Source organism: Pseudomonas sp. RV120224-01b (genome assembly GCF_003208145.1).
Taxonomy (GTDB): domain Bacteria; phylum Pseudomonadota; class Gammaproteobacteria; order Pseudomonadales; family Pseudomonadaceae; genus Aquipseudomonas; species Aquipseudomonas monteilii.
Genome location: NZ_QKMQ01000001.1, coordinates 208,601 through 222,018 on the forward strand (window position 1 = coordinate 208,601; position 13,418 = coordinate 222,018).

Annotated in this window: 14 protein-coding genes and 1 pseudogene; 7 read left to right on the top strand and 8 right to left on the bottom strand. The window is 63.6% G+C overall.

Going from position 1 to position 13,418, the window contains the following annotated elements; translation table 11 throughout:
- Positions 1-72: 72 nt before the first annotated feature.
- Both N436_RS01020 and N436_RS01025 read right to left on the bottom strand, forming a co-directional pair.
- Complete coding sequence (locus tag N436_RS01020) at positions 73-543, bottom strand: GreA/GreB family elongation factor (protein WP_105945395.1); 471 nt, start codon at positions 541-543, stop codon at positions 73-75.
- A gap of 2 nt (positions 544-545) precedes the next feature.
- Entirely contained in the window at positions 546-944 is a 399-nt protein-coding gene (locus N436_RS01025) for a hypothetical protein (protein WP_105945394.1), read from the bottom strand.
- Positions 945-1,074: 130 nt separating this feature from the next.
- Here N436_RS01025 and earP point away from each other — a divergent pair, with 130 nt between their 5' ends.
- Both earP and efp read left to right on the top strand, forming a co-directional pair.
- On the top strand, positions 1,075-2,202 hold the full coding sequence (earP, locus tag N436_RS01030; RefSeq protein ID WP_105945393.1) for an elongation factor P maturation arginine rhamnosyltransferase EarP: 1,128 nt from the start codon (positions 1,075-1,077) through the stop codon (positions 2,200-2,202).
- Between the two features lie 48 nt (positions 2,203-2,250).
- The gene (efp, locus tag N436_RS01035; protein WP_012271109.1) at positions 2,251-2,820 is read left to right on the top strand and encodes an elongation factor P; all 570 of its coding nucleotides are present in this window, start codon (positions 2,251-2,253) and stop codon (positions 2,818-2,820) included.
- A 56-nt stretch (positions 2,821-2,876) separates the two neighbouring features.
- Here efp and N436_RS01040 read toward each other — a convergent pair whose 3' ends face one another.
- The 3 genes from N436_RS01040 to N436_RS01050 all read right to left on the bottom strand — a co-directional run bounded on the left by N436_RS01040 (position 2,877) and on the right by N436_RS01050 (position 4,912).
- On the bottom strand, positions 2,877-3,305 hold the full coding sequence (locus tag N436_RS01040) for an organic hydroperoxide resistance protein (RefSeq protein WP_012271110.1): 429 nt from the start codon (positions 3,303-3,305) through the stop codon (positions 2,877-2,879).
- Between the two features lie 140 nt (positions 3,306-3,445).
- A complete protein-coding gene (locus N436_RS01045) occupies positions 3,446-3,901 on the bottom strand; it encodes a MarR family winged helix-turn-helix transcriptional regulator (RefSeq protein ID WP_016715092.1) in 456 nt (151 codons plus the stop codon).
- A 57-nt stretch (positions 3,902-3,958) separates the two neighbouring features.
- The gene (locus tag N436_RS01050) at positions 3,959-4,912 is read right to left on the bottom strand and encodes a LysR family transcriptional regulator (protein ID WP_105945392.1); all 954 of its coding nucleotides are present in this window, start codon (positions 4,910-4,912) and stop codon (positions 3,959-3,961) included.
- A gap of 113 nt (positions 4,913-5,025) precedes the next feature.
- On the opposite strand from N436_RS01050, the gene N436_RS01055 reads away from it, so the two are divergent.
- Positions 5,026-5,775: a sulfite exporter TauE/SafE family protein gene (locus N436_RS01055; RefSeq protein ID WP_110740211.1), complete on the top strand. Its 750-nt coding sequence runs from the start codon at positions 5,026-5,028 to the stop codon at positions 5,773-5,775.
- Between the two features lie 28 nt (positions 5,776-5,803).
- Here the strand turns inward: N436_RS01055 and N436_RS01060 are convergent, their stop codons facing one another.
- The gene (locus tag N436_RS01060) at positions 5,804-6,655 is read right to left on the bottom strand and encodes a LysR substrate-binding domain-containing protein (RefSeq protein ID WP_110740415.1); all 852 of its coding nucleotides are present in this window, start codon (positions 6,653-6,655) and stop codon (positions 5,804-5,806) included.
- Between the two features lie 97 nt (positions 6,656-6,752).
- Between N436_RS01060 and N436_RS01065 the strand changes: the two genes are divergently transcribed.
- Both N436_RS01065 and N436_RS01070 read left to right on the top strand, forming a co-directional pair.
- Entirely contained in the window at positions 6,753-6,971 is a 219-nt protein-coding gene (locus N436_RS01065; protein ID WP_105945391.1) for a DUF1127 domain-containing protein, read from the top strand.
- An 83-nt stretch (positions 6,972-7,054) separates the two neighbouring features.
- Positions 7,055-8,275, top strand: coding sequence for a winged helix-turn-helix domain-containing protein (locus N436_RS01070; RefSeq protein ID WP_105945390.1), 1,221 nt, complete (start codon positions 7,055-7,057; stop codon positions 8,273-8,275).
- Here N436_RS01070 and N436_RS01075 read toward each other — a convergent pair.
- Entirely contained in the window at positions 8,256-9,602 is a 1,347-nt protein-coding gene (locus N436_RS01075) for a class II 3-deoxy-7-phosphoheptulonate synthase (protein ID WP_016715096.1), read from the bottom strand. The genes N436_RS01070 and N436_RS01075 overlap by 20 nt on opposite strands.
- Positions 9,603-9,718: 116 nt before the next feature.
- Between N436_RS01075 and N436_RS01080 the strand changes: the two genes are divergently transcribed.
- Positions 9,719-10,474, top strand: a complete 756-nt coding sequence (locus tag N436_RS01080) for a spermidine synthase (RefSeq protein WP_016715097.1) — start codon at positions 9,719-9,721, stop codon at positions 10,472-10,474.
- A gap of 293 nt (positions 10,475-10,767) precedes the next feature.
- Positions 10,768-12,481, top strand: a pseudogene (locus N436_RS01085) (DEAD/DEAH box helicase).
- 140 nt (positions 12,482-12,621) lie between these two features.
- On the opposite strand, the gene N436_RS01090 reads toward N436_RS01085, so the two are convergent.
- Positions 12,622-13,389 carry a class III extradiol ring-cleavage dioxygenase gene (locus tag N436_RS01090; protein WP_110740212.1) on the bottom strand — a complete coding sequence of 256 codons (768 nt, stop codon included), beginning with the start codon at positions 13,387-13,389 and terminating at the stop codon, positions 12,622-12,624.
- Positions 13,390-13,418: the final 29 nt, after the last annotated feature.

Below are 13,418 nucleotides of genomic sequence, written 5' to 3' on the forward strand. Positions count from 1 at the left end.
CCCACAGAGACCGCACAGCATTCAGGCCTGTGGTAATCCTGTGGGAGCTGGCTTGCCGGCGATAGGGCCCGGTCAGGCAATACCCGTAATGAACAATGTCTGCGCCCCCACGCTCACCTCATCATCCACACGCTTGCCCATCAGTTGCTGCCCAAGCGGCGAGCGCGGGGTAATTACAGTTACCAACCCATCCCCCTCGCCAATTTTCAGCCCTGCCGCTTCAGGGCCGATGAACACCCGCCGCTGCCCGCCATCCTCATCCTCCAGTGTCACCAGGTTGCTCACCTGCACACCGCGTGCGGGGTCATAGTCGCGCAGCAGTAGTTGCTGGTAGATCAGCAGGGCCTGGCGAATCTCTGCACTGCGCCGGGCCTGGCCTGTGGCCAGGTACGAGGCTTCCAGGCCCAGGGTGTCGTACTTGTTCTCGGCGATGTTCTCTTCGGCGGTGGCGGCCTCGTAGGCGGTTTGCGCCGCACGGGTCAGCACGTCCAGATCATGCGTGAGGATGGCGACGATCTGCGCCAGCAGGTGGGGCTTGTCCATGGTCAGTAACAGAACTCCAGCACATTGGCCTGGCTTTTGTCGGTGGGGGCGGTGCGGTTCTGCTGCAGCCAGAACTGGCACTTGGGGCTGTTGAGGTTGCGCGGGTTGCCTTGGGCGGCTTCGGCGGCCTGTTGCTGTTCCTGCTTGTGCAGGATGTCCTTGTAGCGGTCGAACATCTCGGCCTGGGCATCCGCTGGCGGGGCTGCTGCCGGCGCCGCTGCTGGCGGGTAGACGCTGGGGGGCAGGGCCTGGGCCAGCGGCTGTACCTGCTGCGGCCACACCGACAGGGCTAGCCAGGCGCTCGCCACGATGGCCACCGCGCCCAGCCAAAGGCCAAAGGCAACGCACAGGATCAACGGCAACGGCTTGAGGGTGATTTTCAGTTCACGCTGGCGGGGCATGGCAGCCTCCTGGCAAGGTCGGTCGGGGTGCATTGTCGCATGCACTTGGGCATTTTTCCGCGCAGGTGCTTTTGTCGGCGACAATTTATGCGCAGAATTCGCGGTTTTTGCACCGGTACGGGAGGGGCGCATGAAAGCCACCTGGGACATCTTCTGCAGTGTCGTCGACAACTACGGCGATATTGGCGTGACCTGGCGCCTGGCTCGGCAGCTGGTGGCTGAGCATGGCCTGGCGGTGCGCCTGTGGGTGGATGACCTGAACGCCTTCACGCCCATGTGCCCCGGCGCCGATGCCACTGCTACGCAACAGTGGCAGCAGGGTGTGGACGTGCGCCAATGGCCGGCAGCCTGGTTGCCGGTGGATCCGGCTGATGTGGTGATCGGCGCATTTGCCTGCCAGTTGCCGGCACCTTATGTGGAGGCCATGCGTGCCTGCGCCACGCCGCCGCTGTGGCTGAACCTGGAATACCTCAGTGCCGAGGACTGGGTGGAGGGCTGCCATGGCTTGCCGTCGCCGCAGCCCAATGGCCTGCGCAAGGTGTTTTTCTTCCCCGGCTTTACCGAGAAGACGGGTGGACTGCTGCGCGAGGGCTCGCTGCTGGCGCGGCGTGACGCGTTCCAGCAGGGGGCAAGGCAGGCCTTCTTGCAGGGGCTTGGTGTAAATCCCGAAGCAGGGGCGTTGCTGGTTTCGCTGTTCGCCTACGAAAACCCGCAGCTGGGCAACTGGCTTGATGCCCTGGCCACAAGCGAGCAGCCTTGTCACCTGCTGGTGCCGCAGGGGCGCGTTGTCGCGGGGCTCAGCCAGTGGCTTGGCGAGGCGCCGCTACCCGTGGGCAGCGTGCGCAAACGAGGGGCACTGACCGTGCAGGTGCTGCCTTTCGTCAGCCAGGACGACTACGACCGGCTGCTGTGGAGCTGTGATTTCAACGCCGTGCGCGGCGAAGACTCGTTCGTGCGTGCACAGTGGGCCGGGCAACCGATGCTGTGGCACATCTACGTACAGGACGAAAACGCCCACTGGGAAAAGCTCGAAGCGTTTCTCGGGCATTATCGACGCGGCCTGTCAGACGATGCCGATGCCGCACTGCTGGGCCTATGGCGTGCCTGGAACATGGATTTCGACATGGGCCAGGCCTGGCGGGCGGCCCGTCAGCATTGGCCAGAACTGCAGCAGCATGCCCGGCGTTGGGCTGCGCAACAGGCCGCTCAGCCGGACCTTGCCACAGCGCTAGTACACTTTTACCGAAATTCGCTATGATACGCGGCCTCGATTTTTATAAATCCATCCAGATTCGGATACTTCGTAATGAAAACTGGTAAAGAACTGAAACCCGGTACCGTCCTGCGGATCGACAACGACCCGTGGCTGGTTCAAAAAGCTGAGTTCACCAAGTCGGGCCGTAACAGCGCGATCATGAAGACCAAGCTGAAGAACCTGCTGACCGGCTACAAGACCGAAACCGTATACGGTGCGGACGACAAGCTGGACGACGTGATCCTGGATCGCAAAGAAGCGACCCTGTCGTTCATCAGCGGTGACTCGTACACCTTCATGGACACCACCGACTACACCATGTACGAACTGAACGCCGAAGACATCGACGCCGTTCTGCCGTACATCGAAGAAGGCATGGAAGACATCTGCGAAGCCGTGTTCTTCGAAGGCCGCCTGGTATCGGTTGAACTGCCGACCACCATCAGCCGTCAGGTTGTCTACACCGAGAACGCTGCTCGCGGCGACACCTCGGGCAAGGTCATGAAGCCTGCCAAACTGAAGAACGGTACCGAGATCCAGGTTGCCGACTTCATCCAGATCGACGAGTGGATCGACATCGACACTCGCGACAACAGCTTCAAAGGCCGCTCCAAGAAGTAATTCTTCTTGTGAAACGCAAAAACCCGGCCTTGGCCGGGTTTTTTTGTGCCTGTGATTTACACGGTCACGTGCAGGCGTACATCCACATTGCCGCGGGTAGCGTTGGAGTACGGGCACACCTTGTGCGCTTTTTCCACCAGCCCTTCGGCGTCGGCCTGGGCCAGGCCCGGCAGGTTGATGTGCAGGTCGATGTCCAGGCCGAAACCACCCGGGATCTGGCCGATACCCACCTTGGCGGTGATCGATGCATCGGCCGGCAGGGCTTTTTTCTCTTGCCCGGCTACAAATTTGAGGGCGCCAATGAAGCAGGCCGAGTAACCGGCGGCGAACATCTGCTCGGGGTTGGTGCCGTCACCGCCGGCGCCGCCCAATTCCTTGGGGGTGCTCAGGCTGACGACCAGCTTACCGTCGCTGGACTTGGATTTGCCGTCGCGCCCACCGGTAGAGGTAGCTTCTGCGATGTACAGCGGAGTGACCTTTTGCATCTTGAGCCTCGCTAATGTGCTGTGCGCTCCCGTTTGCAGGAGGGCGCGGGTTGGTGTGGGATTTAAATTAACGCGCAATTAGTTTGTGCGCAAGATAAATCGTTACCGCTCATCCGAACGGCCACTGCACAGCATAGCTTTCAGAGGTTTTTTTGCAGGTTCTCGCGCAGGTTCAGCAGGTCGGCCTGCAGTTGTTGCAGCTGCGCCAGGCTGTACCCACTGGCCTTGAGGATGCACTGAGGCACCTCTTTGGCCTGCTGTTGCAGGGCACGGCCCTTGTCGGTCAGTTGCACCATCACCACCCGTTCGTCCTCGCGGCTGCGGTTGCGTTGCAGAAGGCCTTCGCTTTCAAGGCGCTTGAGCAGCGGGGTCAGCGAGCCCGGGTCGGTGAGCAGGTGCTGGCTGATCTCGCCCACGGTCAGGCCGTCGCGCTCCCACAGCACGAGCATGGCCAGGTACTGTGGGTAGGTCAGGCCCAAGGCCTGCAGCAGCGGTTTGTAGACCTTGGTCATCAGCAACGAGGTGGAGTGCAGGGCAAAGCAGACCTGGTTGTCCAGCAGCAGCTCGTCACAGGAGGCTTGGGTGTCGGCGTTCATGCAGGTCCTTGAAGGCAATAATGGGGAATTCTGGCTCGCTGATCATTAGTGCGCGCATTACTCGCGCAGTTCACTGCGCAAGGCCAGGTCCCAGGGGGGAACCGGGCTGAAGCGGCTCTTGAGGAATTCGAGCAGCAAACGGCTGCGAGAGTTCGTTTTGTGTTCCAGGCGTAGCGCATAAATACCGCTGGTTTCGGCTTCGGGCAGGCCGCCATCGCAAAACAGCGGGACCAGTTCGCCGCGCAAAAGGTATTCGCTGATCAGCCAGGTGGGCAGGTGGGCAACACCCAGGCCGGCGAGGGCGCCGAACAGCAGGGTTTCGGCATTGTTGGCGGCCATGCGCATGCGCGCCGGGCGGTACAGGCGGGTTTGCCCGGCTACGTTGAAGCGCCAGGCGAACGGCGGTGCCAGGCCGTCCCAGTCCAGGCCGTCGTGCCCGGGCAGTTCGCTGGGGCAGGTAGGGATGCCTCGGCTGGCCAGATAAGCCGGGCTGGCGCAGGCAATGCGTACCATGTAGGCCAGCGGCGTAGCCACCAGGCGGGTGTCGGCCAGGGGGCCGGCACGCAGTACCAGGTCGACCTCGCCCAGGTGGCTGCCATGCAGGTCGACGAAGCTGTCGATCAGGCGCAGTTGCACGTCCAGGCCAGGGTAGGCCACCAGGAAGTCGGCGATGGCCGGTGCAAGATGGCGGCGGCCGAACGCGGCGGGGGCGTCGATGCGGATCAGCCCTTCCGGGGCGTTGCTCAGCGATACCGCTTCGGCACGGGCCAGGCGCAGTTCCTCGATGATGCGCCTGGCCCGTTCGGCAAACGCATTGCCCGCAGGGGTGGCGCGCACGGCGTGGGTGCTGCGGGTGAACAGACGGCTGCCCACGGCGGTTTCCAGGTTGTCGATGCGTCGGGCCACCGCAGACGGGGTCAGCGGATGGCGGCGGGCAGCGGCTGAAAAACTGCCGGTCTCCAGCACATCGAGGAACAGGCTCAGCTGGTCGGTGAGGGCATCGGGGCTCATGGTTGCCTTGCTTTTGCGAAATGCGCACAGCCATTGTGCGCTGCTGTGCGTTTCCCCGCCAGCCCGCAATCGTTAGCATGCTCGCAATATCTGTACAGGCGGACGAGGCCCTGATGATCGAGTGGTTGTTGTATATCGTGCTGGGCGCTGCCCTGGGCACCATGGGGGGCCTGTTCGGCATTGGCGGCGGGCTGATCGCCATTCCGGCGCTGGGCGTGCTGTTCGGCCTGGACCAGCAACTGGCGCAGGGGACGGCGCTGGTGATGGTGGTGCCGAACGTGCTGCTGGCGCTGTGGCGGTATCACCAGCGCAACCGCATCGAGCTGCGCCATGCCGTGCCGCTGTCGGCGTGCAGCTTCCTGTTTGCCTGGCTGGGGTCGATCTGGGCAGTGGGGCTGGATGCGCATTCCATGCGCCTGGGTTTTGTCGGCTTTCTGGTAGCGCTGGCGGTGTGGAACGTGGCACGGATGTTCATGAAAGTGTCGCCGCCGAGTGCCGAACTGCGCTATGCCTGGCCGTGGCTGGGCGTGCTGGGCAGCTTTGCCGGCACCATGGGCGGGTTGTTCGGTGTCGGCGGGGCGGTGGTGGCGACGCCGATCCTGACCAGTGTGTTTGGCACCACCCAGGTGGTGGCTCAGGGGTTGTCGCTGGCGCTGGCGGCGCCGAGCACCTTGGTCACGCTGGTGACCTATGGCGTGCACCATAGTGTTGATTGGGGCGTGGGGATTCCACTGGCGGTGGGCGGTTTGCTCAGTATCAGCTGGGGGGTGAAGTTGGCCCATGCGCTGCCCGAGAGGGTATTGCGGGCGATGTTTTGTGTGTTTTTGGTGGTGTGCGCGGTGATGCTCGGGTTTGAACTTTGAGATTGTGGGGCCGTAAAACGGCCCCCAATTACTTGAACCCTTCGACAATGTAATCGGCCATGCAGTCGGTGATGGGGGACTGGGTCTGGGTGTTGCGCAACAGCATCACATTGGCCATGGGCAGCTGCGGCAACCCGTCCTGTTCGCCCAGGATGCGGATGTTCCCGCCAATCAGGCTCTGCAATTGCGCCGTTACCGCCAAGCCCGCCGTGACAATGGCAAAGATCGCCGCCAGGCTGGGGCTGGTATAGGCGATGCGGTAGTCGATGCCCTGCGCTTGCAGTGCATTGCACGTCCAGGCTCGGCAGAAGCAGTCGGTATTGAACAGCGCCACAGGCATCGGCCGCTGCTCTTGCGGGCAAAAGCCTTCGGCGGCGGCCCACACCAGGCGTTCCTGGCGCAATAACTGGCCAACCTCGTTGCCCGGCTCACGCGTGACGATGGTCAGGTCCAGGTCCTGGCGCAGCATCAGCTGTTTGGACGAGTCGCAATGCACTTCCACCTGCACCAGCGGGTAGGCCTGGGCAAAGCTCGACAGAATGGTCGGCAAAAAACGCATGGCGTAGTCGTCTGGCGTGCCGATGCGCACCAGCCCGACCATGTGCGGCATGCGCAAGGTGTTGAACACCTCGCCATGCAGCTTGAGGATGCGCCGGGCATAGCCCAACAACACCTGGCCTTCGGCGGTGAGCCTGACCTGGCGGCCGTCACGCTCGAACAGCTGACGCTGCAGAATGTCTTCTTCCAGGCGTTTCATTTGCATGCTCACCGCCGACTGGGTGCGGTTGACCACCTCACCGGCGCGGGTGAAACCGCCTTGCTCGGCGATGGCGACGAAGGTGCGCAGCACGTCTGCATCGAGGCTCTGGTACTGGGACATTGCATCAATCTCCGAGATGCATGGCATCAGAAACATTCGTTGGATTGATCTTAAGCCCGGCGCGAGACTGAGGCCATCCAACACGGAGGGCTTCACGATGAAAGGTCATGTCAGCAGCATCCAGCAACCTGCCTTCTCCCTGAACCACCTGTGGCATGTGGCCCTGCAGCGGCCGGTGCGCTGGCTGGAGTTGTACCGCCAGCGGCGAGAACTGGCCGCCCTCAGCGATGCTACCTTGCATGATTTGGGGCTGAGCCGGGCGGATATCCAGCAAGAGGCCGAGCGGCCTTTCTGGGATGACCCGCTGCGAAAATAGGCTACGTTTGTCGGTGGGTTTACTGGCCCTTTCGCGGGCTTGTCCGCGAAAGGGCCGGAACAGCAACAACAAGGAGTTCAAGCTTGCCCCTCCAGCTGTCCATCAACCAGGCCCGTCGTCTGGCACTTTCTGCCCAAGGTTTCGGCAAGCCGCCGGAAGCCGCCCCGAGCCTGGCGGCCCTCAAGCGCATGTTGCATCGCCTGGGTGTGTTGCAGATCGATTCGGTCAACGCCCTGGTCCGCTCGCACTACCTGCCTCTGTTCTCGCGCCTGGGCGACTACTCGCCAGCGACCCTCGATCAACTCGCCTGGGGCCAAGGCCGTCAGCGGCAGTTGTTCGAGTACTGGGGACACGAAGCGTCATTGCTGCCGATGAGCCTGTACCCGCTGCTGCGCTGGCGCATGGCGCATGCCGCCGATGGCCGAGGCATCTACCGCCAGCTGGCGCAGTTTGGCCGTGAACGCCAGGACGTGATCGCCCGTGTGCTGGCCGCCGTCCGTGAGCAAGGCGCCCTTGGCGCAGGCAGCTTGTCTACCCGTGAGGAACGGGCCGGGCCATGGTGGGACTGGAGCGAGGAAAAGCACGCGCTGGAGTGGCTGTTCGCTGCCGGCGAAGTGACCGTGGCGGGCCGGCGTGGTTTCGAGCGGCTCTACGATGTACCGGACAAGGTTCTGCCCCGGGCGGTTCTTGACCAACCATTGCCCCGGGAGGCCGAGGCGCATCAGGGTTTGATGCTGCACGCAGCTGCTGCCCTGGGTGTGGCCACCGAACGCGACCTGCGTGACTACTTCCGCCTGGAACCCGGGCAAGGCAAGGCGGCGCTGGCCGAACTGGTGGCCGACGGCCGTTTGCAAACGGTTGAGGTGCAGGGGTGGAAGCAACCTGCTTACTGCGCCGGCACGCCGCGCATCCCCCGGTGCATCGAAGCCAGCGCGCTGCTGTCGCCGTTCGACTCACTGGTCTGGGAGCGTAACCGCACCGAACGCCTGTTCGACTTCCGCTACCGCCTTGAAATCTACACCCCGGTACATAAGCGGGTGTACGGCTACTACGTGCTGCCGTTTCTGTACCGCGAACGCATCGCCGCGCGGGTGGACCTGCGCGCCGAGCGTGCCCAGGGCCGGCTGGCGGTGCATGCCGTGCATGTCGAGCCGCCGGGGCTGGACGAGCAGGGTTACCAGGCCCTGGCCGGCAACCTGCTGCGCCTTGCCAACTGGCTCGGGTTGGCGAGCGTGCAACTGAACTGCCCGCGCACGGAGGGCAGCCAGTTGCGCCTGGCGTTACTCAGCGCCGCACCTGTTTGAGCGTTTCGGCAATCAGGAATGCCAGCTCCAGCGACTGATCGGCATTCATCCGTGGGTCACAATGGGTGTGATACCGGTCAGACAACGCATCTTCAGTGATCGGCCGGGCGCCGCCGATGCATTCGGTGACGTTCTGCCCGGTCATCTCGATATGAATGCCGCCGGCATGGCTGCCCTCGGCCTGGTGTACCTGGAAGAACTGCTTCACTTCATCCAGGATCTGCGCAAAGTCGCGGGTCTTGTAGCCGGTGCTGGCCTTGATGGTATTGCCGTGCATCGGGTCCGAGCTCCACAGCACCTTTCGCCCCTCGCGTTCGACGGTGCGGATCAGCCCCGGCAGGTGGTCGCCAACCTTGCTCGCGCCCATACGCACGATCAGGTTCAGGCGCCCGGGGTCGTTGGCCGGGTTGAGCGTGTCGATCAGGCGGATCAGCTCTTCAGGGTTCATGCTGGGGCCGACCTTGACCCCGATCGGGTTGTGCACCCCACGCAGGAACTCCACATGGGCACCGTCCAGTTGACGGGTGCGGTCGCCGATCCACAGCATGTGCGCCGAGCAGTCGTAGTAGTCGCCGGTCAGGCTGTCCTGGCGCACGAAGGCTTCTTCGTAGTTCAGCAGCAGTGCTTCGTGGGCCGTGAAGAAGCTGGTTTCACGCAGTTGTGGCGCGCTGTCCAGGCCACAGGCGCGCATGAACGCCAGGGTTTCGTCGATGCGGTTGGCCAGCTGGTGGTACTTGTCTGCCAGCGCCGAGTTGGCAATGAAGTCCAGGTTCCACTTGTGCACCTGGTGCAGGTCGGCAAAGCCGCCCTGGGCAAAGGCGCGCAGCAGGTTGAGGCTGGCGGTGGCCTGGTGGTAGGCCTGCAGCAGGCGATCCGGGTCGGGGATGCGGCTTTTGGCATCGAAACCGATGCCGTTGACGATGTCGCCACGGTAGGCGGGCAGGGTGATATCGCCGATGGTTTCATCGCCCGAGGAGCGCGGCTTGGCAAACTGGCCGGCCATGCGGCCTACCTTGACCACCGGGCAGCCGGCGGCAAAGGTCATCACGATTGCCATTTGCAGCAGCACCTTGAAGGTGTCGCGGATTTTCGCCGCCGAGAACTCGGCGAAGCTCTCGGCGCAGTCGCCCCCCTGCAGCAGGAAGGCGCGCCCTTCGGTCACCTCGGCAAACTGCCGGCGCAGCTCGCGTGCCTCGCCCGCGAACACCAGCGGCGGATAGCTGGCCAGGGTTTGTTCAACCTTCAGCAAGTGCGCGGCGTCGGGGTAGGTCGGTTGCTGCTGGATCGGCAGGGCGCGCCAGCTGTCAGGGCTCCACGGTTGGTTCATCTCGGGCTCGGTCTTGTCGGTTGTAGGCTATGGGCCATGGTAACAGTTGGCGCTGCGCTTGTTGCATCGAGGGTGTTGACGGACAATGCGCGTTTTTGCGCGGGCGGGTGGTAAGCATGACGGCGGAACGGGAAGAGCGGCTACTGGCACGGGTAGAGGACGCGTTTGGCGTCATCAGCGTGTACGAAGTAGACGACTACCGCTTTCTGGAATTCGGTGATGCCATCGAGCAAAGCTGTGTGTTCACGGCCGACCCGAGTTGGCTGGAGTACGACTACACCCGCGCCATGCTGGTGGGGGCGCTGTGCCACGAACAGCCCGAGAGCGCGCTGTTTCTTGGCCTGGGTGCCGGCACGCTGACCCAGGCCTGCATGAAGTTCCTGCCGCTGGAAGACATCGAAGCCATCGAACTGCGCCCGGACGTGCCGCGCCTGGCCATGGAGTACCTGGGGCTGGATGACGACCCTCGGCTGTATGTGCGCATCGGCGATGCCCTGGAGTTGCTGCCCACGGCGGAGAAGGCTGACCTGCTGTTCGTCGACCTGTACACCGACCACGGGCCGGGCGTGGGGCACCTGGCGTGGAACTTCCTGGAGAACTGCCAGCAGCAGCTGAACCCGGGCGGTTGGCTGGTGATCAACCAGTGGGCCACCGATGATGGCAAGCCGCTGGGTGCGGCGTTGCTGCGTGGGTTGTACCACCGGCATTACTGGGAGCTGCCGGTGAAGGAGGGCAATGTGATCTTGCTGGTGCCGGCTGATCTGGAACAATCGCTGGACCTGGAAGGGTTGCGGGCGCGTGCCGAGGCGCTGGCACCGCGGTTGGGGTATAGCCTTGAGGGGCTGATCCGCGAGATTCGGCCGGCTACCTGACCGCGTCAGTCTTCAGGGAAATAACGATTCAGCTCCCGCTAACTGATGGCCCGACAATGGCCTTTCACTGCGAAAATATTCCTCACGTCCCCGCACGATTTCGGGTATAGTACGCGCCGGTCTTTTAGCGGACCTCAAAATCAGGTGGTGCAAATCCTCCGAGTCCAGCTTCGGCTGCACGTCCGCTAGGCGGACCTTCCCACGTTTTCTTTTTCAATCGTTTTCGCAAATCCCCGCCGCCAAAGCTGCCTGGGTGACCTGACGGTCTTTCAAGGCATGTGCAGCTTTGGAGCATGGGTCTTTGCGGATGCACCTAGAGGCAGACCCATGACCCAGGAAACCGGCGGCTTCGCCGCTCTCGATCTTAATCCGAATATTGTTGCTGCCGTTCTGGCGACCGGCTACGAAGAGCCGTCCGCCATTCAGCAACAATCGATCCCGATCATCCTCGCCGGTCACGACATGATCGGCCAGGCGCAGACGGGCACCGGCAAGACCGCTGCCTTCGCCCTGCCGATCCTCAACAAGATCGATGTGAGCAAGCGCGAACCGCAAGCCCTGATCCTGGCGCCAACCCGTGAGTTGGCGCTGCAAGTTGCTACCGCTTTCGAAACCTACGCCAAGCAGATGCCAGGCGTGAACGTGGTTGCCGTGTACGGTGGTGCCCCGATGGGCCCACAGCTGCGTGCAATCCGCAACGGCGCGCAAATCGTGGTGGCCACCCCGGGCCGCCTGTGTGACCACCTGCGTCGTGACGAAAAAGTCCTGTCGACCGTGCAGTACCTGGTACTGGACGAAGCCGACGAGATGCTGAAGCTGGGCTTCATGGACGACCTCGAAGTGATCTTCGACGCAATCCCGGCTACCCGTCAGACCGTACTGTTCTCCGCAACCCTGCCTTCGTCGATCCGTTCGATCGCCGAGCGCCACCTGCGTGAGCCCAAGCACGTCAAGATCCAGAGCAAGACCCAGACCGTTACCGCGATCGAGCAGGCCCACCTGATGGTCCACGCCGACCAGAAGATCCCGGCTGTGCTGCGTCTGCTGGAAGTGGAAGAGTTCGACGCGCTGATCGCCTTCGTGCGCACCAAGCAAGCCACCCTGGACCTGGCCGCCGCGCTGGAAGCCAAGGGCTACAAGGCTGCCGCGCTGAACGGCGACATCGCCCAGAACCAGCGTGAGCGCGTGATCGACTCGCTCAAGGATGGCCGCCTGGACATCGTCGTCGCCACCGACGTCGCTGCACGTGGTCTGGACGTACCGCGCATCACTCACGTGTTCAACGTTGACATGCCGTACGACCCGGAGTCCTACGTACACCGTATCGGTCGTACCGGCCGTGCCGGTCGCGATGGCCGTGCGCTGCTGCTGGTCACTCCGCGTGAGCGCCGCATGCTGCAGGTGATCGAGCGTGTGACCGGTCAGAAGGTAGCGGAAGCCCGCCTGCCGAATGCCCAGGCCGTGCTGGATGCCCGCATCAAGAAGCTGACTTCGAGCCTGGCGCCGCTGGTAGCCGAAGCCGAAGCCACCCACGGCGACCTGTTCGACCGCCTGACCACCGACCTGGGTTGCAGTGCCCGTGCCCTGGCTTCGGCCCTGCTGCGCAAGGCCACCAATGGCCAGGCGCTGGACCTGGCAGCGGTAGAGCGTGAGCAGCCGCTGGTGCCTAGCTTTGCCCCGCGTGGCGAGCGTACCGAGCGCGGTGAGCGTGGCGAGCGCCCAGACCGTGGCGACCGTGAGCGCCGTGCGCCGATGCCGCTGGCCGAAGGCCGTGTGCGTTGCCGTACTGCCCTGGGTGCCCGTGACGGCATCGCTGCCAAGAACCTGCTGGGCGCGATCCTCAACGAAGGTGGCCTGGCCCGTGACGCCATCGGTCGTATTCAGGTGCGCGACAGCTTCAGCCTGGTCGAGCTGCCGGAAGATGGCTTGGAGAAGCTGCTGTCCAAGCTCAAGGACACCCGCGTGGCTGGCAAGCAGCTGAAGCTGCGTCGCTACCGCGAGGATTGATCCTGGCGCAATGAAAAAATCCCCGGCCTTGGCTGGGGATTTTTTTTGCCTGTGAGGGCCTCATCGCCGGCAAGCCAGCTCCCACAGGAGTACCACAGCGTCGAATATTGTGGGAGCTGGCTTGCCGGCGATAGGGCCCGTCAGTCGAACCGATAAATGTCCATCCCCAGCGCCCCCAAGGTGAACCCCTGGTGCACCACCCCAAACCTCTCACCAGCCCCAAGGGCAAAGAACAACGGCAGCAAATGCTCATCACTGGGATGGTTGCGCACCGCATACGGCGCCTGCTGCCGGTAATCCATCAGCGCCGCCTGGTCATCTGCCTGCAACCGCTCCACCACCCAATCCCTGAATGCCAGCGCCCAGGGCTCGATCACATCCGGCCCGGCGTGCCAGTCCAGCTCGCCCAGGTTATGGGTGATGCTGCCCGACCCGATCAGCAGCACACCTTCGCCACGCAGCCCCGCCAGCGCCTGGCCTACCTTCACCTGCAGCGCCGGCCCCATGCGGCTGGGCAGCGATACCTGCACCACCGGAATGCTCGCATCCGGGTACATCAGCGACAGCGGCACCCAGGCGCCGTGGTCGAACGGCCGTTGCGCATCCAGCCGGGCCGGCAGGCCGGCGTTCGTGAGCCGTTCGCTTACCTTGGCAGCCAGCGCAGGCTCGCCCGGCGCCGGGTACTGCACGGCGTACAACGCCGGCGGGAAGCCGTAGAAGTCATGCCAGGTTTCGGGTTGCGCGCTGCTGGTCACCAGCAGTTCACGGCTTTCCCAGTGCGCCGACACCACCACGATGGCCTTCGGCCTTGGCAGGCTGTTGGCCAGCCCGACCAGGGCCGGCCCGCTGGCACCGGGGTGCAGGGCGAGCATAGGGGAACCATGGGAGATGAACAGGCTGGGCAGCATGGCGAGGTCCTGAAGGTTAAGATGCACTC